This is a genomic window from Chroococcidiopsis sp. [FACHB-1243], assembly GCF_014696895.1.
Classification (GTDB): domain Bacteria; phylum Cyanobacteriota; class Cyanobacteriia; order Cyanobacteriales; family Chroococcidiopsidaceae; genus Chroococcidiopsis.
Genome location: NZ_JACJQX010000013.1, coordinates 130,502 through 150,295 on the forward strand (window position 1 = coordinate 130,502; position 19,794 = coordinate 150,295).

At 41.8% G+C, this 19,794-nt stretch carries 14 protein-coding genes and 2 pseudogenes; 2 read left to right on the top strand and 14 right to left on the bottom strand.

Annotated features, from left to right (window positions below; genetic code table 11):
• Positions 1 to 866: 866 nt before the first annotated feature.
• From H6G17_RS12115 to H6G17_RS12135, 5 genes are all read right to left on the bottom strand, one after another.
• Positions 867 to 1,511: a response regulator transcription factor gene (locus H6G17_RS12115; RefSeq protein ID WP_192157428.1), complete on the bottom strand. Its 645-nt coding sequence runs from the start codon at positions 1,509 to 1,511 to the stop codon at positions 867 to 869.
• Positions 1,511 to 2,392 carry a trypsin-like peptidase domain-containing protein gene (locus H6G17_RS12120; protein WP_192157382.1) on the bottom strand — a complete coding sequence of 294 codons (882 nt, stop codon included), beginning with the start codon at positions 2,390 to 2,392 and terminating at the stop codon, positions 1,511 to 1,513. The genes H6G17_RS12115 and H6G17_RS12120 overlap by 1 nt, the downstream gene beginning before the upstream one ends.
• A 1-nt stretch (position 2,393) precedes the next feature.
• Positions 2,394 to 3,314, bottom strand: a complete 921-nt coding sequence (locus H6G17_RS12125) for a trypsin-like peptidase domain-containing protein (RefSeq protein WP_192157384.1) — start codon at positions 3,312 to 3,314, stop codon at positions 2,394 to 2,396.
• 394 nt (positions 3,315 to 3,708) lie between these two features.
• A complete protein-coding gene (locus H6G17_RS12130; RefSeq protein WP_192157386.1) occupies positions 3,709 to 4,473 on the bottom strand; it encodes a calcium-binding protein in 765 nt (254 codons plus the stop codon).
• An 887-nt stretch (positions 4,474 to 5,360) separates the two neighbouring features.
• Positions 5,361 to 5,504 (bottom strand): hypothetical protein, encoded by a 144-nt coding sequence (locus H6G17_RS12135; protein ID WP_192157388.1) that lies wholly within the window; start codon positions 5,502 to 5,504, stop codon positions 5,361 to 5,363.
• A gap of 308 nt (positions 5,505 to 5,812) precedes the next feature.
• Between H6G17_RS12135 and H6G17_RS12140 the strand changes: the two genes are divergently transcribed.
• On the top strand, positions 5,813 to 6,163 hold the full coding sequence (locus H6G17_RS12140) for a hypothetical protein (RefSeq protein ID WP_192157390.1): 351 nt from the start codon (positions 5,813 to 5,815) through the stop codon (positions 6,161 to 6,163).
• A 25-nt stretch (positions 6,164 to 6,188) separates the two neighbouring features.
• On the opposite strand, the gene H6G17_RS12145 is transcribed toward H6G17_RS12140, so the two are convergent.
• The 6 genes and pseudogenes from H6G17_RS12145 to H6G17_RS12170 all read right to left on the bottom strand — a co-directional run bounded on the left by H6G17_RS12145 (position 6,189) and on the right by H6G17_RS12170 (position 14,887).
• Positions 6,189 to 6,434, bottom strand: a complete 246-nt coding sequence (locus H6G17_RS12145) for an HNH endonuclease (RefSeq protein ID WP_192157392.1) — start codon at positions 6,432 to 6,434, stop codon at positions 6,189 to 6,191.
• A 150-nt stretch (positions 6,435 to 6,584) separates the two neighbouring features.
• Positions 6,585 to 6,956, bottom strand: a complete 372-nt coding sequence (locus H6G17_RS12150; RefSeq protein WP_192157394.1) for a KGK domain-containing protein — start codon at positions 6,954 to 6,956, stop codon at positions 6,585 to 6,587.
• A 42-nt stretch (positions 6,957 to 6,998) separates the two neighbouring features.
• Positions 6,999 to 7,352, bottom strand: coding sequence for a KGK domain-containing protein (locus tag H6G17_RS12155; RefSeq protein WP_192157396.1), 354 nt, complete (start codon positions 7,350 to 7,352; stop codon positions 6,999 to 7,001).
• Between the two features lie 118 nt (positions 7,353 to 7,470).
• Positions 7,471 to 9,933: pseudogene (locus H6G17_RS12160) on the bottom strand (dynamin-like GTPase family protein).
• 152 nt (positions 9,934 to 10,085) lie between these two features.
• The gene (locus H6G17_RS12165) at positions 10,086 to 10,598 is read right to left on the bottom strand and encodes a hypothetical protein (protein ID WP_192157398.1); all 513 of its coding nucleotides are present in this window, start codon (positions 10,596 to 10,598) and stop codon (positions 10,086 to 10,088) included.
• Positions 10,599 to 10,726: 128 nt separating this feature from the next.
• Positions 10,727 to 14,887, bottom strand: coding sequence for a non-ribosomal peptide synthetase (locus H6G17_RS12170; protein WP_192157401.1), 4,161 nt, complete (start codon positions 14,885 to 14,887; stop codon positions 10,727 to 10,729).
• A gap of 560 nt (positions 14,888 to 15,447) precedes the next feature.
• Between H6G17_RS12170 and H6G17_RS12175 the strand changes: the two genes are divergently transcribed.
• Complete coding sequence (locus tag H6G17_RS12175) at positions 15,448 to 17,325, top strand: ABC transporter ATP-binding protein (protein WP_192157403.1); 1,878 nt, start codon at positions 15,448 to 15,450, stop codon at positions 17,323 to 17,325.
• Positions 17,326 to 17,468: 143 nt separating this feature from the next.
• Here the strand turns inward: H6G17_RS12175 and H6G17_RS12180 are convergent, their stop codons facing one another.
• The 3 genes and pseudogenes from H6G17_RS12180 to H6G17_RS12190 all read right to left on the bottom strand — a co-directional run bounded on the left by H6G17_RS12180 (position 17,469) and on the right by H6G17_RS12190 (position 19,513).
• A complete protein-coding gene (locus tag H6G17_RS12180; protein WP_192157405.1) occupies positions 17,469 to 18,617 on the bottom strand; it encodes an ABC transporter ATP-binding protein in 1,149 nt (382 codons plus the stop codon).
• Positions 18,618 to 18,670: 53 nt separating this feature from the next.
• Positions 18,671 to 19,246 (bottom strand): HD domain-containing protein, encoded by a 576-nt coding sequence (locus tag H6G17_RS12185; protein ID WP_192157407.1) that lies wholly within the window; start codon positions 19,244 to 19,246, stop codon positions 18,671 to 18,673.
• Positions 19,247 to 19,298: 52 nt separating this feature from the next.
• A pseudogene (locus H6G17_RS12190) lies at positions 19,299 to 19,513 on the bottom strand (type II toxin-antitoxin system HicB family antitoxin).
• Between the last annotated feature and the right edge of the window lie 281 nt (positions 19,514 to 19,794).

Sequence of the window (19,794 nt, forward strand, 5' to 3'; positions counted from 1 at the left end):
TTAGACTTCTAATATTTTAAATATTTAATAAAATATTCTTATAACTTAAAAAAATGTTTACAACTTTTGTTAAATAAATTATAGTATTTGCCTTAGAAAATGCTCGAAACTAATAGAACTATCAGCCTATTTATTTTGTAGCTAGCATAACACTAATAGTAAATAAATCGTTTGAAATACATTCGTAGGGGCGCACAGAGAAAGCGCCCCTAAAGATCTTATGTATCCCATCCAATTGAGAATCGCTATATCTAATTTTATAAAGATAAAATAATCTAAAGTAGATACGCAAACAGTAACTACAAATAAAAAGTATAATTCATAATATCAAACCGCTCAGAATACAATCGCATTCTAAGCGGCTGAATGATTAACATATAGTTAGATATAAAAGCCAACTCTAAACGTAAACTACCTCAGACCGTTCTGATGGAGGGTTTCGCCTCCCCTTGGTAGTAACGAAGTGGAGGAAGCGATAAAAACTCCACACCGTTTAGACCTGATATTTACACTGTCCATTTGCCTGACATCGCTCTGCTTCAGCTAATGGCTCTGGGTCACAACGGCGTAACCCCCATCCAGTGCGTTCTTTTATTATCTACAGTTACTAGAATAGCGATTCCAGAAACAATAGCGATCGCACCATAGTAAGAGTTTCTACTCATTAAGAAGTTAGAGCCTACTCGTTCACTTTTTCTATCCAGAAGCAGTTGTCAGGGAGCAGGGAGGAAGAGATCTGGGGGAGCTGAGGAAGCTGAGGAAGCTGAGGGAGCAAAAATACCACTTACTACACCCCACTTACTACACCCTACACCCTGCTCCTGAGCGCAACACGCAACACGCACCACCCAACTACCAATTACCAATCACAACATAATCAATCCTTGTCTGGCTCCCAAAGTCACGGCTTCTGTACGGCTGCTAGCATTGAGTTTGCTAAAAATAGAGGAAACATGAAACTTAACCGTATGCTCCGAGATCCCTAAACGCTTGGCGATCGCCTTATTCCCCAACCCCTCAGCTAGCATTCCCAAAACTTCAATTTCGCGGGAAGTTAATGCTTGTAGTGGTGGTGTTGCTTCTACAACTCGTTCGCTCATTGGTAAAAGAGTGAGGAGAAGATCGATCGCATCGGGGTGTAACACGACTAATCCAGTTGCCACAGCTTCTACAGCTTGTAAAATCTCTTCTGCCGATGCCGATCGCGGTAAGATGGCTTTGACACCAGAACGAAGCAGTTCGGGTAGGCGATCGCGATCCTCGGTGTCGATAAGAATGGCGATTGGTAATTCTCCCACTCCTGCTAAAGCAACTAATTTTTCACTAACAGGCTCTCCTTCTGGTAAACTCAGCTCGATCAGAACTACATCAGGGTTATGAGTTGCGATCGCCATAGCTAAGGTCGCTGAATCTGCAGAACTACCAATTGCCAATAGATCGGGATTTGTCCGCACGATACTCTCTAAACCCGCACGGACAATCGGATTAGTGGCAGCAACCAGAACCCGCATCACGCCGCCACTGCTCCCGACTTATCTGGAATTTGGATTTGAGCGATCGCCAATTTGCCAGCACGAATCAAATTGAGTTGTAGTACGTTTCCTGGAGAAAACTGCCAAAGAACTTCGGCTAAATCTGAAATGTCAGTAAACTCTCGTCCGGCTACTCCTGTCAATACATCGCCAGTTAATAATCCAGCAGATTCTGCTAAACTACCTGCTTGTACTTCCAAAATTAATAAACCTAACCTGCGCCTGTATCTCCGCCCGATTGCCACAGGCTGGAGAGTCACTCCTAAATAAGGTTTAACTGTACCACGCCGTAAGAAACGCTTTACTATATTGCTGGGTATAGCCAAGCCCAAACCACCCGCGATCGCAGTGTTAATACCGATTACTTTACCTTGAGTATCAGCAAGAGCGCCGCCAGAATTCCCAGCACTCAAGCGAATATCTGCTTGTATCCAGGTTCCAGTTTGATTTTTGCCAGTTTGATTTTTGCCAGTCTGATTTTTGGAAGTGACAGCGTGAATAATCCCAGTTGTTAACGCACCCGTGACACCCAGAGGATTACCAACTGCGAACACCATCTGACCGACTCGCAGCGTGTCAGAATCTCCAATGGGAGCAGCTGGTAGATCGGTAGCATCAACCTTCAATACAGCTAAATCTTGTAGGCGATCGCGGTTAGTACATACAGCGTCGAGTACCCTATTGTCTGCAAGTTTGACTGTGGGGCGATCGCTCCTAATGACGTGAGCGTTCGTAATAATGACACCATCAGCTTGCCAAATTACACCAGAACCGCCGCCAAATCTTCGGTCTTGTATTTGTACGGTAGAACGGCTCAAAGCTGCGGCAACACTTGCTAGTTCGTCATTTAGTGTAGTCATATCAACGTTCTCCAATCGCGATCGGGACTGTTAATAACGCGCCGCCTCGAATAACTTGTGCGTTGAGGGTTTTACCTACAGACTCCGAGCCGAGCATTGCCTGCACGTCTCCAGTGTCGGCGATCGCTCTACCATCAAGGAAAATGAGTACGTCACCAATTAATACGCCAGCGCGATCGGCGGGACCATCAGATTCGATATTGACGACGATTACGCCCCCGTTACTGGATAGGTTCAACGTATTTTTCAGATTGTCCGGTAGTAATACGGGCTGCATTCCCAAACCCAAATAGCCCCTGGCAATTTTGCCTTTTTCTAATAAGGTGTCAATAACGCGGTTAACAGTCGCAACAGGTATAGCTAGCACCATATTACGAGGACCAACAGTATTGATACCGACAACACTACCTTTTGCATCTACTAATGGACTGCCAGAAAAACCAGGATAAAGTGATAAATCTAATTTGAGTAATCCTTCAGTCTGTTTGCCACACCAATCTCGTTGTGTAACACCAATACCTTTAGCGCTGACAACTCCCCAGCTAGCACTCAACCCACTCTCACCAGGACGTGCTACAGATAACACTAGGTTTCCAACTTGCAAAGTACCGCTATCGCCAATTTCTGCTGTAGGTAATTGGACATCTGGTATTCTGAGTACAGCTAAATCCGTGCTGGAATCTCGACCGATTAAAGTTGCCGCTACAGTGCGATCGTCTGGTAGCCTGACAGCAATTTCCTCATCCCGCCTCACAGTGTGTTCGGCGGTAACGACGATACCATTGCGCCAGTGAACGCCAGTTGAAGAAATACGGTGACGTGCATTTACAGCAACAACGGCACGACCTGCTCGTTCGACTGCATCAGCTAAATTATTGGAAAGTGCTAGCAAAGTATTATTCTCAATTGATGGCGACTCCATATCATTTTTCCTTTTAGCAAGTGGTCATTGGTCATTGGTGAAAGGCGAGAGGCGAGAGGCAAGAGGCGAGAGGCAGTTTCTCCCTCTGCTTCCTCTGCCCCTCTGCTCCCCTGCTCCCTTTCTTCTGATAACTGATTTCATCTTGCCGAACTTATACTATGGATGACATCAGAAAAATGGGGAGAGGAAGACCTAGAAAAATGACTAGGAACTAGATTCATAAAAAAAGAGCTGCCGTTAGTACGGACAGCTCTAGGTTATTTATTCAGATTCGGTCAGCGTTTCTCAGTAGGTTAAATAGTTCTGTTTTGTAGTTAAGACTTAAAAAATCTAGTGAAATAGCTGGCAAAATAGCAATTAAGTTTTCAGCTTAAGCTTATTTTGAAATACATTGTTAGCTGACGTATTTGAAGTAGCTTCCACCAATATTAACTGACTCTGGCGTGGTTCCGTGCAAGATAGCAATAAGTTCTTGTGTGCCAGGATTGTTAGCAAATTCAGCATAAATCCCCGTTCCTTGTAGGAGTAAATCGCTTGGTGCTGCACCTAAACTATAAGTGACTTGTGTTTGCATGAATGATGATCCAGATGTGTCAATACTTCTTAGAACGATCGTATCTTCAAGAGGATTGAAATCTGTAATGAGAGCGTAATCGTTATTGCCAGCAAATCTGTAAGATGTACCTGCGCCATCACGCCCAGCACCACCTTCAAGCCTGAAGGTATCTGCTCCTGCACCTCCAGTCAAGACATCTATTTCATTAGCACCACGACTAACTGAACTACCAATGTATGCACCTCCTCCAGCACCATCAATGATGTCGTTTCCTTCTCCTCCATCTAAAACATCGTTGCCAAATCCACCAATTAAGTTATCGTTATTTCCGTCTCCAAACAAAACATCGTTACCGTTGAATCCGTATAGAGTATCGTTACCTGTTCCACCATATACAGTGTCGTCTCCGTAACCGCCATCTAGTAAGTCGTTGCCCGATCCGCCTTTCAATCTATCGTTGCCGTTGCCTCCCCATAGAGAATCATCTCCATCTCTACCGTAAAGTTTATCGTTGCCATCGTAGCCGTAAATAAAATCGCTCTCAGCAGTATCGAGATTGCCGGAAAGTTTGTCATCAGAAAACGTTCCTTCAATAGTTGCCATATTCTTTGCTCCTCTTACCAGGTTTGTTTGATTATTTGTCGGTAGGTTGAAAATTTTCTCTGTCAGACTGACTAGCAAAAGACAGAGAAGTTCAATCCAATAATTACAACCTAACTTTGCAGCTTACCGCTGTCTTGAGAAAAATTACCGCACAACTTGGTAAAAAAAGTTACTTTGAAGCTCTCGTAGCGATCGCCATCGGCAATGGTACTTATTGCAACTATTTTCATTAAAAATTTGCTGCTCAAACAGCTCGTAGCTTTGCTAAAGCTTATATTTGGGTAGCGAACCCACTTGAATAAAACTTCAATTAAAAAGTTTATTTAGCTGTATTTACTATTGTTATAATTAATTTTCTTAATTAAATAATATTAAAAACATATTATTAATAATTTTTTAATAATATTTTTATATTTGAGCAAATTGCTAACTAGTGGTATTATTTTACAGTCTTTTCTTCTTTTTGTCTGTCTCTTTATAAAGCAGAGAAGAACTTAGCTGTACTTCATTTATTATTATGCCGCAATTGTGCAGATTTGGTGCAGTTTTATTGCAGTTTTATTGCAGATATTTTTGCGAAAAGTACAATTTTCTAGGTAGAAGCAACCTTTATCAGAAATTCATAGTTTAATCTCAAGAACTATAGCAGAAATACTCAAGACTCGATCTGAGACAGGAGGAATGAAATGTAAGCTGCTTTGCTCAATGCGGCAACAGTAGTACGAATATACCACTCAGGGCGACAAAAGCCCCTAATATTGCTCTGAAACTGATTCTTTCTCCCAAGCAAACAGCTATGGGAATGACGAATAAAGGACTGGTATTGCTTAGCGTGAGGGCAACTCCTACAACTGCAAACTTGACTGCTACCTGTTACAGCCAGATTCCTAAGTAAGTGCCAGCAAAAACAGCAATGCAATTATTTCCAGTGGGGGAATGCGTTGTCTGATGCGTCCGTAGATAACTGAAGATATTGCCCACAAACCAGCAGATGTTAGTGCTGCTAGCTCACCTAAGAAATCTAGCTGCAAGAGTGTAAAAAGGTTACTAAAAATACCGAACAACTCTTTGTAACACTTTAAATAAGATACTATAATGCCTATTTCAGGTTAGTACTCAAAGTAGTTCATTGCTAATTTTTGTCTGCTATTGTTTAGCACTCAAAAGCCAATAGTGCTAATTTTTTAACTGAATATCTCTCATGATATAGCTGATTCTCCGCCTTTTTTCGGATGTCATTACACTATAATGACAGCTATAACAATTGTTAACAATAAGTGAGCAGTGAGTAGAAAATAAATAATGGTTCATAACTGATAACTGATATTAGGAGAGTGAGATGGAATATACCTTTGAAATTGTTGGAGTTTCACCAATTCTCTATTTTTTTGAGCATCAACAGCAAGTCGTACAAGTTCCTCAGTGGCGAGGAGTAGAGTATTTAGGAGCATACAAGTGTACTTTGGATGCTTTTTTAAAATCGATAGAAACTATTCCCTGCAAACAAAATTGGAATTTAGAACAAGTTATTGATACAGTCGTTAGTTTTTGGATGCGTAACTCAGACACGGTTCAGTATTGGAAATCTCGTTTTGACGATGCTGGTGGCAAAGATAATTTATTAGTAGCAAGAGTAGCAGACGTTAATGGTTTAAAGGCAGAATTTGAAGCTTTGTTGGGAAATGGGTAAGTCAAAAGTCAAATGAATTGGAGATTTAAAGATCGAAGTTCTGTCGAAAACGAGGATCGAAGTGATGATTTTTTTGGGAGTTACAACTGTAGCAAAGAGTTTGTAAATTGCTAATATCGTTGGAACCACCACTAGCTAAAGGTATGATATGGTCTATGGTGAGATTTGTTTCATTTTCAGTTCTACCACAGCTTTGACATCGATCGCGATCGCGCTTCCATACGTATTTTTTTACTGCGATCGGTATTTTGATTCGGGGTGTTTTGGTCATATATTTATACTGTGAAATCGTATAGCTACTCTTTAGGTATTCTCTGACGAATATCAGCAAGCGGTGAGTTTGTTTTTGCATAAGTGTGTTTTTATGTCACGCAAAGACGCAAAGGCGCACAGTGGTAATTTTTGCAAGGCGTGTATTGTGTTAAGAATTTTGGCTCATGGTTCTACGGATATCGTCTAGTGGTGATTCTAGTTGAATATTATTTACAGATATTTCTTCAGACTCAAGTTCATCAGAACTGAATTCTATAATTATTTTGATTCTTACTTTTCCTTTTTGCCAAGTCTTACCAGGTTTTAAAACTTCGCATTCTAGACCCTTTTCAGACCAAACTCCACAGTTACTAGATGCAAAAAATCCTCGTCCTGTAGATTTCAAAAAATCATTTAAAAGATCTACTCCTTTATGTCTCCAAATTTCCATCATTGCCTTTGTAATTTCACTAATTTTGAATGTAGTATGGCTAAGGGAAAAGACTACTGATTCATCTAGCGGTAAAAATTTTATATTCATTGCAATTTCCAATTATTGTAGTGAGATCAGTAAATGACTAGTTCAAGGTCTTACGAAGATCGTCCAATGGTGATTTATTTGCTCAATTTCTGGTTCATCTGGACAAAATTCTAAAGAAACTTGGATATTGATTTTGACCTTTCCTTTTCGCCAACCTTGCGATCCAATTTTTAAAACTTCACAATTGACTCCATTCTCAAACCAATCAATTGCAGAAATGCACCTGTGTTTACTATTTATATCTATTTTTAGTGAATTGCTAAAACTCGTCTCTATATTATATGAAGAAATTTGATTTTTTAAAGTGAATTTTAAGTATTCAAATTTAAATAGCTGATGACATAATGATATAACATCATCCTCACCACAGTTTTGCAAAGACAAATTATCTTCCATATTCACCTCACTCTTGAAATTAGTTTTTTCAAAATAAACCCAGCGAATAGAATTCGCAGCTACACAGGTGAAGTCCGCCTGCGCGGACTGTAGGAGGGTGCTAAAGCATCCCATAAAATTAATGCATTTCTACCATGCTATTAGTAGTATCGTTACTATTTAAACTAAAATGAGAAGATTCGAGATCGGTAGAAACTGGGAGAATTTTAGAATCGCCAATTACAGGTAATAAATGCTCGTATAATTGCATGGCTTGCAAACAAGTATTTATTCCTGATACAGCCTGGTTATACGTCTCAATTTTTTGGACAATTTCAACTTGCGATCGCTCGTTTTTTCTAATCTTCTCTTCAGCTTCTTTTGCCAAAGTTTGCTCTAAATAATTCCGAGCGTGGCTGTATTGTTGTAAGATAACATCTGTATGTTGCTCTACTGCTGGCAAGAGCTGAGATTTGAGCGTTTGGTTGATGGTTTGACGAAAGTTTTTACGGATGGTTTCTGAAACTTTTAGTTCAAAATCTAATTTTAGTAACTGACGGATTGCTGGTTCGGCTTGTACCATGCTTTCACAGTCATAACTTTGAGAAGTTTGCAGCAAGGTTTGCCGAAACTGATAGATTGAGAATGTTCCCTCGTCGTAAAATCTGGGACTTTCTCTGACAAAGCGATCGCACTCAACTTTCGCTGCACTAACTATAGTTTGAATGACTTGTTTTTCTACAGCTTTTAATTGTGCTTCAATACCACTATCATTTCCTAAGAGGCGATACAAATAACGGTAATATTCTGACTTACGAACTCGTTCGATTAAGCGTTGAAAATATATGGCGATGACTTCCTGACAAGACTCAACTAAAACATCTTCTAATTGATTTGCTAAATAATACAAAGCTTCAACTAAAATCGCGATTAAAGGTACGGTAGCGTTGCGAGGATGACTGCGGGTAGCGTCTTCGTAAGCCTTACGCACGGAAAATGTATCTAATAACTCATCTAAGCGGTGAATCGTTCTCGCTTGCAGTTTGCGAAAATCTTCTTCAAAAGTATTACATCCATTAGTGACGATTTGATTGACTTCCTCAGCAACATGCATTGCATAATCTCTGCCAACTTGTTGTAGTTGCTGACTGAGGCGTTCTAATTCCCTCGCTTTCATTGCTTCAATTTCGCGAGGTTGACTATCTAAATCAATTTGAACCGATAAATAATGCTTTCGTAAACTAATACACAATGGTTGCAGATCGTCTGCTAAATTTGCAAATAACTGCGGACGTTTCTCTTCAGTTAGATATTTGGCGATCGCAGAACGAAATTCTTCAATTCCGCTATCTACAATTAACTGCTCAATTAAAGTTGTTCCCTGTTCGGCTAAAATCCGAGTATAGTTTTCATTTGGAGTTTCGTAACTATTAACAGAAATCCGAAAACGCTGAGGAGAAAGTTTACCGGAGTTGGCACAGTAACGATTGAATTCATTAACAAATTGAGGTGTCTCTTCCTTTCCATCCGTAGCTTTGACACTGTCAGCAAAGATGGAATCTAAACCAAAGCGATCGCTCCCACTTGTATTTTTCAATTGACTACCATAAAATCCTAATAATCCGCTTGTTTTATAAACTCTACTCGTATCATGAAACTGGGATGCAATTAAATCTTCTAAACGCTGACGCAGTTGCGTATTATACCAAGTTTCATCAATGCGGTTGAAAATATAGAATACGCGATCGCGAATTCCTAAGTTACTCCGCATCTTTTCTAGCAGTTGAGTTTCTTCCTTCGTCATGTCACCCGCAGCAGCAGGTTTCAGAACGCAGACAACAGCAGAAGTATCGGGATGTTCAATTTTACGATATGTCAATTCTGCATCCTTCTATACTGGTGCATCAATTCCAGGCGTATCAATTAAGACATTACCATCTTGTAGTAAAGGATGGTGACAATAATATTCAATTCGTTTTAAAACTGCACTATTGCTACCACGTCGCGCATAACTTGCAGCTTCTTTTAAATTAGAGAAATGAAACTGCTCCATCGAATAGGTAGCATTATTAATTGTATGAATGCGATCGCGGTTTGCTCTATAACCTTCCAACAACAATATTAACGCCTTTGCCTGTTTTGCTTTTTCTGATTTGCTTTCACCACCTTCTAGCTGGATAATCGTTTCACAAGCCTGCTGAATAAGTTGTATTGCTTCTGGTTGATTAATCTTATTAACAGCATTTAACTCCAATTTTTGACATAAAGCGCTCACCTGTTCTCGAATTTCTGCTTCACTTAAAAAAGTCAAAATTACTCGTTCCTTATCCGCTTCGGCGTATGCAATATAACATTCCGTTCCCGTCGCGTGTCCTTCTGCACTATATAAAAGTTCCTTTTCTAAAAGTGCGTTAATCAGCATCGATTTTCCCGCACTAAAAGCACCAGCAAAAACAATCTCAAACGTAGGAGAAATTGCTTTTTTTAACGAGGATTCAACAGTAGTAGTATTGTGAGTTCTCTGTGAAGGTTCCTGGTGCAATAAGTTTAATATACTCTCAACTTGTTGCTGCAAATTCTGGCACTGCGGTATAAAAATCATCTGCTAAATCCTAATGTAAAAGGTTCTAGCACATTCTACGGAAATAAAGTTCACTATCGGTTTAGTAAAAATACTGAATATAGCAATCTCATTCGAGGCATAAGTCACTCAGGAACTCTATAGCATGGCTCACAATGAAAATTAATCATTCATTACTCATTATTTACTTGAGTTTCCCAGTGCAATAGCCTTGGTAGTTGAAATAAATTGAGGGCATAATTCAAAGTCCACAACACAATATTGATAAATAATAAATTCTTTAACCAAAGCGGGTTATCAGTTGGACTTAGTAGTGTCATGCCTTCATACAGCTGCCAAATCCGGTAAGGCAAGTAAAGGTAAGGAATCATGACCCATACAACAGTGTGAAAATATCTCAAGGTGACAATTTCGGAAAGAATTTGCAGACCCAGCATGACTAAGTACGGTATGAGTACAGTTAAAACGCTGGAGTAGCCCTGCCAAATTCCCCACACCAAGGCAGCTATTGGTAGTAATAATCCAACAACCTGCACTGTACCAAACCAGATTTTGAACCACTCAGGCAGTGGTTCGGGAAGATAAAAAGGTTTTGAATGTCTCCACGCCCAGCCGACGAGAGCAAAAAAGGACGTGGCGATCGCAAAAAACAGGAGATTCTCAAACAGAAGATATGCTGTAGGCATCTGCAATTCACATCTGCTACTTAGAGATAAACACGAGTTATCGCGCTTGTTTGCATTTTAGCGAAGTATCTCTAGCAAGAATGCGATCGCTGGCGACAAAGAACTGCAAATGAAGCTTCTGTAAGGACTCAACCGATTGACAGCTCCATGACACGACTGTTATCGACTAAGCTTAAGGTGCGATCGCCAACTTGTGCTTGCTCCAAGCAATTCTTGAGTTTAGAAGCTAATACTTGCACGTTTGGTTCGTCCAACAAACCCAAATGCGTACCAGGTATTGCGTGGATTTCGACTCCTGGCTCGACAAAGCTATTCCAACCGCGATCGGGTGTAGAGTAACACCATCTCAAAACTTCTTTACTCGTAAACAGAGCTACTCGACCGGAGTAACTTTGCGGAACGTAATCTACCATTGTTGCCTGCTTTAGCGCCTCAATTAGCACCATATCGTAAGGGTTGGCATTTTCAGATAAAGCGTAGTTGTTCCAGAGGTCATATTTACTGCTTTGTTTGCCAGTCAACAGCGAGTGTATCCAATCTAACTTTTGCAGAAAATAAGTTTGTTTTTCTGGTAGCGGCAACTGCCAAAGAGTACGCAAGTAAGTATAGATTGTGCGAAATAGCGAGGGATTATGAACAAATAAATGGGGGCTGTAAGTATCGAACATGGCTAGTAAAGCCACTTCCTCACCCTGCGCTTGTAACTGTCGCGCCATCTCAAAAGCTACCGTACCCCCACTAGAAAAGCCGCATAGCAAATAGGAACCTTGGGGCTGAACCGTCCGCATTTCTTGAATATAAGCGGCTGCCATGTCTTCAACTTTGGTGTGAGGGTTTTGTTTACCATCTAACCCCCGTGCTTGCAATCCATAAACAGGTTGTTCCAAACCCAGATGACGAACTAGCTTTTGGTAGCCGAGAACGTTTCCCCCCAGTGCGTGGATGCAGAATAAAGGAGATCGATCTCCGTGAGGCTGAATTGCCACTAATGAAGACCATGAAACCAACTGTTGCGAACGACCGAGTATATTGGCTAGTTGCTCGATTGTCGGTGCTTGAAATAAAGTTGCTAGGGGAAGTTTTATGCCAAACTTACTTTCGATTTGGGTAAATAATTGTACGGCTAACAGTGAATGCCCTCCTAGCTCGAAGAAATTATCGCTGACTCCAATTGATTGAATACCTAGAACTTCCGACCAAATTTGAGTTAACTGGAGTTCCACGGCGTTGCTAGGAGCAGCAAAAGCCTTTTCTAGATCGGGTCGATCGCGATCGGGAATTGGCAAAGCGCGACGATCTACTTTACCGTTAGGAGTGAGCGGGATTTCGGCGATCGCCACGAAAGCAGCAGGAACCATGTACTCTGGTAATCTTTCCTGAAGGAAACGCCGCAGTTCGCTCGTAGCAGGTGCAGGCTGATGTCCTACGACATACGCCACTAATCGCTTATTTCCTGGCTCGTCTTCCCGTACCAGGATGACAGTTTCTCTCACTTGTGGATGTTTTGCCAGTACGGTTTCAATTTCTCCCAACTCGATCCGAAAACCGCGAATCTTGACTTGATGGTCGATCCGACCGAGAAATTCAATGTTACCGTCTGGGAGATAGCGGGCTAAGTCTCCCGTCTTGTAGAGTCGTGCTGTTGGATCGTCGCTAAAGGGGTCGGGAATAAATTTTTGGGCAGTGAGATCGGGCTGATTTAAATAGCCAGAGGCAAGACATTTGCCACCAATATGTAACTCTCCAGCCACGCCAACCGGACAGGGGTTGAGATTGGAATCGAGAATATGATAGCGAGCATTTTGTATTGGTTTACCGTAGGGAATACTTACCCAATGCGGCTCGACTGTTTGAATTGGATAATAGTTAGACCAGACTGTGGCTTCGGTTGCTCCGCCGAGACTAATGACTTTAACTCCTGGGAATGTAGCTTTGAGTGTGTCTGGTAACTTTACTGGTATCCAGTCACCGCTCATAAATACTAGTCGTAGTTGTGGATGGCGATCGCCCCATTCGATCTTGGGGAAAAAAGTAGCAAGCTGTTGTAGTGCAGGTGGTGCTGAGTCCCAGAATGTAATTGGTTCGTCACGCAATATGCGCCACAAAGCTTCTGGATCTTGTACGTCACGGTTGGACACAACTCGAATCGATCCACCTGCGGCTAAAAGCCCGAAAATGTCATAAACTGACAGGTCGAAGCACAAGGATGTGACGAATAAAACTCTATCGGAGGGTTTGACGGCAAAAGTTTTGTTCACCCACTGAATCAAGTTGATGACAGGTTGATGGCGAACTACAACTCCTTTAGGCGTTCCGGTGGAGCCAGAGGTAAAAATTACGTAGGCGACATCATCTGAGCTAGCGGACAGGGGTAAGTTGTCGGTAGGGAGTCGATCCAGATCTGCACGCAGCCAAATTTGGCGATCGAATATTTTCTTTGTATCTTTTGTAGGGGCGCACGGCTGTGCGCCCCTACCAATGTCACGTTTTTCAGCATCCAAACAAATTAAGTGCTGTAGCGCCGGAAGTTGAGATTGAATCTCGTCAATATTTGGCAGTAGCGAAGTTTGCGTTACCAAACAATTAATTGCCAGTGAAGAAAGCAGTAATTGAATCCGTGCTTTGGGAAAGCTGGGTTCGAGCGGTACGTATGCACCCCCTGCTTTCAAAATCCCCATGACTGTTACGACTGTCTCTAGCGATCGCTCTAAATATACGGCAACTAGTACTCCTGGCTTCACGCCTAATTGCTGTAAGTGTCGTGCTAATTGATTGGCTCTCCAGTTCAGTTCTCTGTAGGTGAGTTGTCGATCTTCAAAAACAACGGCAACGGCTTCGGGTGTCAGTTCTACCTGTGCTTCAAATAGCTGATGGATGCAAAGCTCTTGGGAAAAGTCTGTCGCGGTGTCGTTCCATTCCCGCACGATGCGATCGCGTTCTGCCGCTGTCAACAGTGGTATTTCGCTGATGCACTGTTCGGGGTTTGTTGCCATGCTCGATAGCAAGGTTTGCAAATGTCCTAGCATCCGCTCAATTGTCCCATCGTCAAATATTTGCCGATCGTACTTGAGTTTGAGTAAAAGCTCTGGTGCGGCGCAGCTAACTAAGGTGAGCGGATAATTCGTTTGTTCTTCTAATCGGAATTCTAGATTTTGCCATCGACTACCTTGAGCGCGTAAAGCTGAATTCAATTCGTAGTTTTCAAATACCAAAAGGCTATTAAATAGAGGCGTACCGCTGGGAACATCGCTCCAACCTTGAATATTGACTAAAGGAGTATGTTCGTAGTCGCGCAAAGTCACCCACTGCGATCGCAATTCCTGCAACCACGGTAAAAGCGGCTGTGGCGATACGTCTACCCGCACTGGTAGGGTATTAATCAGCAGTCCTATCATAGATTCAGCACCAGCTACAGATGAGTGACGGCAGGCTCTCGTGGCTCCAAAGACAATATCGGTTTCGCGACTATAGCGGCTCAGTAGTATAGCCCAAGCCCCCTGTAACAAAGTGTTAAGCGTGAGCTGGTGTTGTTGTACCAAAGATTTTAATCTCGCTGTCGTTTGCTCTGACAGTCGCAGTTCGCGATCGCCAAAACTGCGATTGACGATCTCTAAATCTGCATTTAAAGTCGATTTGGCTAATGTTGAGTGAGTTATTAAAGGAGTCGGTGCAGTAAAGCCTTTGAGTCGTTGTTGCCAAAAGTTGGCGGCTTTTGACCAATCTTGCTGCAACCATTGGATGTAATCTTGATAAGGACGAGGTTGTGGTATTTCTAAGTCCTCTCCCAGGCAGAAAGCATCGTAAAAAGTAAAAACTTCTTTGAGGACTATATGCAAAGACCGACCATCTAATATGGCATGATGAAAAGTCCAAATCAAGCGGTAGTTACAATTGCTAAGCTGAAACAGAGCTAAACGCATTAATGGCAAGCGATCCATCTGAAAGCCAAAGGCGCGATCGCGCTGAAGATATACTTGCAACTGTTGTTCTTGTTCTATAGCTGATAAGCTGCGCCAATCTTCTCGTTCTATCTCAATAGCGGGTTGTAGGTGGACGCATTGTAATGGTTGGCGATCGCTTTTCCAATCAAAGCTCGTTCTTAAAACTGGGTGGCGTTCCACAACTCGTTGCCATGCTTGAATAAAAGCAGAAATATTGAGGCGATCGCCTATCGAACAAATTATCTGCTCGATATCAACTCCAGATTGTTGAGCGTGGAGGCTATGAAATAGCATTCCCTGCTGCATAGCTGAAAGTGGGTACGCGGTTTCTATAGTTGTTACTTTCATTTGCTTTTAATTCTTAATAGTTAATAGTGAAATTGATTTCCCGTGTAGAGACGTTACATAGAACGTCTCTACACGGGAAACGTTCACAAATTAAATTGGATTGCTATAAAATCAAATAAGTTAAATAAGAAGTTTTCTCCTTTTTAAAGAAAGCTAGAAAGATTGAAATATAAAATTTAAGTACGAAACTTATGTAAGATTAAGTATTTGAATCATATGAAGCAAAATAATATATCTGGCATAAAAAATTGCCAGAAGATTGTAGCGATCGCAATGGTTTCAGATAAAGATTGATACAGGGATTACTGATAATAATACTGAAAAAGGGTGAATGTAATATGTAGTTTTCATATTTTTTTGATTAAGAGTAGTAGCAGACGGACAGTAGGGATTGAATTGCGCCATTTTAGGTAGATCGAGGTGAAACTCTCGTCAGAAATAGAAAAATTGAGCGATCGCCTGCAAAAATCTAGCCAGAATGAGAGCGATCTTGAGTCAGTACTAGCGCTAAATTAAGAAAATGTATTTTAGATGACCGATCGTCCATTAAAGGTTGCAGCATGACGACATCAGCGCCCGTATCCCAACCCGTCAGAAATCGCCGCCGCCAGAATGATTGGCGATTGTTCCTAAGATTAATTCCTTACGGTCGCCGTCACGGTAGGTTATTGTTGATTTCCACGGTTTTGCTAGTCCCAGTAGCGATCGCCAATGCCGTTCAACCAATTTTGATCGGTCAAGCGATCTCCCTTATTCGTAAAGAACCAAATACCTACGATTTTCTCAAAAATCTACCTCTGGGGCAGGGTTTACAAATTCTGGAAGGTTTGTTGCTGTTAACAGTGGTAGTTCGTCTAATCTTTACAGGAGTGCAGGGCTACCTAGTGCAAAAAGTTGGACAACAAATGACAGCGGATATTCGTAACGATCTATTTGCACACGTTACATCTTTAGCAGTTCGCTTTTTCGATCGTACTCCTGTGGGAAAATTAATTACTCGCTTAACAAGCGACGTGGAAGCATTGGGAGATGTCTTCACAACTGGAGCAATAGGTATTATCAGCGATCTATTCTCTATGTTAGTAATTTTAGTTCTCATGTTTCAGCAACAGTGGCAACTCGCTTTAATGCTGTTGTTGATGCTATTTCCAGTCACGGGATTAATTATTTTCTTTCAGCAGCAATATCGTAAAGCCAATTATAAAGCTAGAGAAGAACTGTCTTTACTCAATTCCACCTTACAAGAGAATATTTCTGGGATTAACGTCGTACAGATGTTTCGCCGCGAACAATTCAACGCCGAACTATTTCGCGCTACGAATTTAAACTATATTCATGAGGTAGATAGAACGATCTTTCATGATTCAGCAGTCTCGGCAACTTTAGAATGGGTGGCTTTAGTAGCAGTTGCAGGGGTACTCTGGTTGGGTGGTATTTTTGTCCTGCAAGAAAGATTAGAATTTGGCGTTCTTGCTGCATTTATTCTATTTGCCCAACGATTATTCGATCCTTTACGCCAGTTTGCGGAAAAATTTACCGCAATTCAAGCCGGATTTACAGCTGTTGAACGCATCAGCGATATTTTAGACGAACCAATTGAGATTCGCGATCCTGTTGAGAACGGGAGTCGAGGAAGAGAGAAGAGAGCAGAGGGAGCAACTACCAATTACCAACTACCAATTACCAACTACCAATTACCAACTACCCCAACGGGAGAAATCCATTTTGAACACGTTTGGTTTGCCTATAAAAATGACGATTATGTGATTAAAGATTTAGATTTTACGATTCGTCCGGGGGAAAAAATTGCTTTAGTTGGTCCCACGGGGGCGGGAAAAAGTTCGATTATTCGGCTGCTGTGTCGTCTCTATGAACCGACACGAGGACGAATATTAGTGGATGGAGTTGATATTCGAGATATTCCGCAGGCAGAATTGCGCTGTCAGATGGGTGTGATTCTGCAAGAAGGTTTTATCTTTGCTGGGGACGTGAAAAGTAACATTACGCTGGGGGATACTTATTCTTTTGAAGAGATCCGCGCCGCCGCAGAGAATACGAATGTGGCACAGTTTATCGAGCAGTTACCCCAAGGATATGATACTCAGTTGCGAGAGCGCGGTACGAATCTTTCTAGCGGACAAAAGCAATTGTTGGCGTTTGCTCGTGCGGCAATTCGTAACCCTCATATCCTCGTACTAGACGAAGCTACAGCTAGTTTGGATGTGGGTACGGAAGCATATATTCAAGATGCCTTGGAACGCTTGCTAGAGGGGCGAACGGCGATTATTATTGCTCACCGTCTTTCCACAATTCGTAATGTGGATCGAATTTTTGTCTTGAAGCGGGGCGAGTTAGTAGAGTCTGGGACTCATGATGAGTTGTTACAGCTTGATGGGTTGTACGCAGGTTTGCATCAGTTGCAGATGTTAGGTACATAACCAAATAAAAAGGCAGAGGAATACTGAAAGCCCCCCTGCTCTGTTTCCTTGTCAATTATTAAGAATTGTAACACATGCGGTCGCACTTGCTGCTCTATCTGAAGGGTAATTTGCGCTGTAGGGTGCGTTACTAGCGCACCCTACTATGGATACAACCGCTCGCCTGTAGCTGGTTCAAAGATAAATAAACGATCTAAATCTAGTTGCAGAGATAAGCGATCGCCTACACGTAAATTGACATCAGGACTCACTTGTGCATTTAGTAATACGCTCGTTCCTGGTACGTTGCCTTTAATTAAAATCTCTCTACCTAAAGGTTCTACTACTTTTAAAACAACTATTAAATCGGGAGTCGGGAGTCGGGAGTCGGGAGTCGAAAAAAGATAAGTTCTACTTTCTTCTGCCTTCTGTCTTCTGTCTCCTATCTCCTGTAAATATACAAATTCAGGGCGAATTCCTAAATCTACAGGTTTTCCCGGTGCTAAATTCAATTTCTGTTGTATTTCTGCCGGACAAGAAATGTGTTGCTCCCCTATCTGAAAACCTTGATGCGTATAAATAGCAGGCATAATATTCATTGGGGGATTGCCCAAAAAAGTTGCTATCATCTGATTAGCTGGATGAGCATAAACTTCTTGTGGTGCGCCAATTTGTTGGATCTTGCCACGATTTAATACGACGATTTTATCGGCTAATGTCATCGCCTCAATTTGATCGTGGGTGACATATACAGTTGTTACACCTAATTGTGCGTGTAATTGTTTCAATTCTGCCCGCATATCGTCTCGTAATTGAGCATCTAAATTCGATAGGGGTTCATCTAATAAAAATACTTGTGGTTGACGCGCGATCGCTCTACCTAATGCTACCCGTTGTTGTTGACCTCCCGATAGTTGTTTGGGTTTGCGATCGAGTAAATTTTCTAAAGAAAGCGATCGCGCGACTGTATCTACCCTTTCCCTAACAATCTTGCGATCGACTTGCCGCATCTGCAATCCGAAGGCGATATTTTCTGCTACCGTCATATGAGGGTAGAGGGCGTAATTTTGAAATACCATCGCGACATCGCGCTGTCTGGCGGGGATATTATTCATCAGCGTGTCCCCAATATAAAGTTTGCCAGATGTAGCCGTTTCCAAGCCCGCGATCGTCCTCAAAATTGTAGACTTACCACATCCCGAAGGTCCCACCAGTACCCAAAATTCTCCATCGGGAACCTCGAATGTAATATCTTCGATCGCAGTGACATTATTAAATCGGCGCTTAATATCTTCTAGACGGACGTTTGCCATTACTAGGGAGTAGGGAGTAGGGAGTAGGGAGTAGGGGAAGAGACAACTGCCAATTACCCATTATCATCCTTGACTAATTGCTCTAATTCTGCAACTGTCCGTTCTAATTCTTCGATCAAAGGTGTTGTTCCTTTGGCAATAAAAGCTTCGACAACGGCGCAATAGTACCACAGCGTACCGTCTTTACCACCTTTAAATCGTTCCCATACTGTTTTGCCTAGAGCGCGATAGTCTTTTAAGATTGACCTGGCGTTGTGTAGTTTGTCGGCAGCTGAAACTAAAATTATCGATGGAGAAGCTTGGGGAATAGTGGTGATATAAGCTTCTTTACGCTGTCTCCAAGGCGGTTTGGGAATTGTCTCTGCATCTGTACAGCCGTTTACAATATCGGTGACTGCATCGCCAAAGCGACGGCGAATTTCTTCTCTTGTCGCCGCACCCCCTTGGTCTTCAATTGCATCATGGAGTAAAGCTGCGATCGCTTCATCTTCATTTGCTCCATATTCTAAAGCAATACTGGTTACGCCTAGCAGGTGAGAAATATACGGTACGCCGGAACTTTTACGCACTTGGTTTGCATGGAGTTCTATAGCGTAAGTCAGTGCTTCGGTAAAGCGATGGGAAAGCATTTTCTTCAGAGCATGAATAATTTCTTGTCTGTAACAGCAGGTAGTTTTGGCATTATATTACTACCTTTTGGATACCTACAAACTCCGTAATTTCTCATACTCTTCTTCTTCCAAACAGAGTTCGATGGCTTCTTTAATATTTGTCATCAGCTCGTCAATAGTCTCGCCTTGACTGTAACAAGCTCTAAGTTGAGGAACTTCTCCTACATAATATTCATCTTCATCTCGTTCAATGACAACGTAAAATTCTTGTTGAGTGTTGCTCATAGTTAAATTTTCTCGTCAGCTGACTAGATTTTTTGTAATTAGTCTTAAACAAATGCTAATTATGTTTCTCAATTTTTCATGCACTAAATAAGTAAGCTGTCATGAAAAAACCAAACTATGTAAAGATAGATAAATCTGGAAAAGACGCAGAACAAATGTATTAGGGAAGCGAGTAAAATGGGCGCTCGTTTAAGGGTATTTCTGACTCGTGAGCAAGACAAAACTCTATTAAACTTGAGAACTGCGGATGTACCACAAAAAGTCAAAGATCGAGCAGAGAT

Excerpts from the sequence above, each read along its gene's own strand:
- H6G17_RS12115 (WP_192157428.1), bottom strand. The coding sequence starts at position 1,511 with ATGCGGGTTCTGGTTGCTGCCACTAATCCGATTGTCCGTGCGGGTTTA.
- H6G17_RS12120 (WP_192157382.1), bottom strand. The coding sequence starts at position 2,392 with ATGACTACACTAAATGACGAACTAGCAAGTGTTGCCGCAGCTTTGAGC.
- H6G17_RS12125 (WP_192157384.1), bottom strand. The coding sequence starts at position 3,314 with ATGGAGTCGCCATCAATTGAGAATAATACTTTGCTAGCACTTTCCAAT.
- H6G17_RS12130 (WP_192157386.1), bottom strand. The coding sequence starts at position 4,473 with ATGGCAACTATTGAAGGAACGTTTTCTGATGACAAACTTTCCGGCAAT.
- H6G17_RS12140 (WP_192157390.1), top strand. The coding sequence starts at position 5,813 with ATGGAATATACCTTTGAAATTGTTGGAGTTTCACCAATTCTCTATTTT.
- H6G17_RS12145 (WP_192157392.1), bottom strand. The coding sequence starts at position 6,434 with ATGACCAAAACACCCCGAATCAAAATACCGATCGCAGTAAAAAAATAC.
- H6G17_RS12150 (WP_192157394.1), bottom strand. The coding sequence starts at position 6,956 with ATGAATATAAAATTTTTACCGCTAGATGAATCAGTAGTCTTTTCCCTT.
- H6G17_RS12155 (WP_192157396.1), bottom strand. The coding sequence starts at position 7,352 with ATGGAAGATAATTTGTCTTTGCAAAACTGTGGTGAGGATGATGTTATA.
- H6G17_RS12165 (WP_192157398.1), bottom strand. The coding sequence starts at position 10,598 with ATGCCTACAGCATATCTTCTGTTTGAGAATCTCCTGTTTTTTGCGATC.
- H6G17_RS12170 (WP_192157401.1), bottom strand. The coding sequence starts at position 14,887 with ATGAAAGTAACAACTATAGAAACCGCGTACCCACTTTCAGCTATGCAG.
- H6G17_RS12175 (WP_192157403.1), top strand. The coding sequence starts at position 15,448 with ATGACGACATCAGCGCCCGTATCCCAACCCGTCAGAAATCGCCGCCGC.
- H6G17_RS12180 (WP_192157405.1), bottom strand. The coding sequence starts at position 18,617 with ATGGCAAACGTCCGTCTAGAAGATATTAAGCGCCGATTTAATAATGTC.
- H6G17_RS12185 (WP_192157407.1), bottom strand. The coding sequence starts at position 19,246 with ATGCTTTCCCATCGCTTTACCGAAGCACTGACTTACGCTATAGAACTC.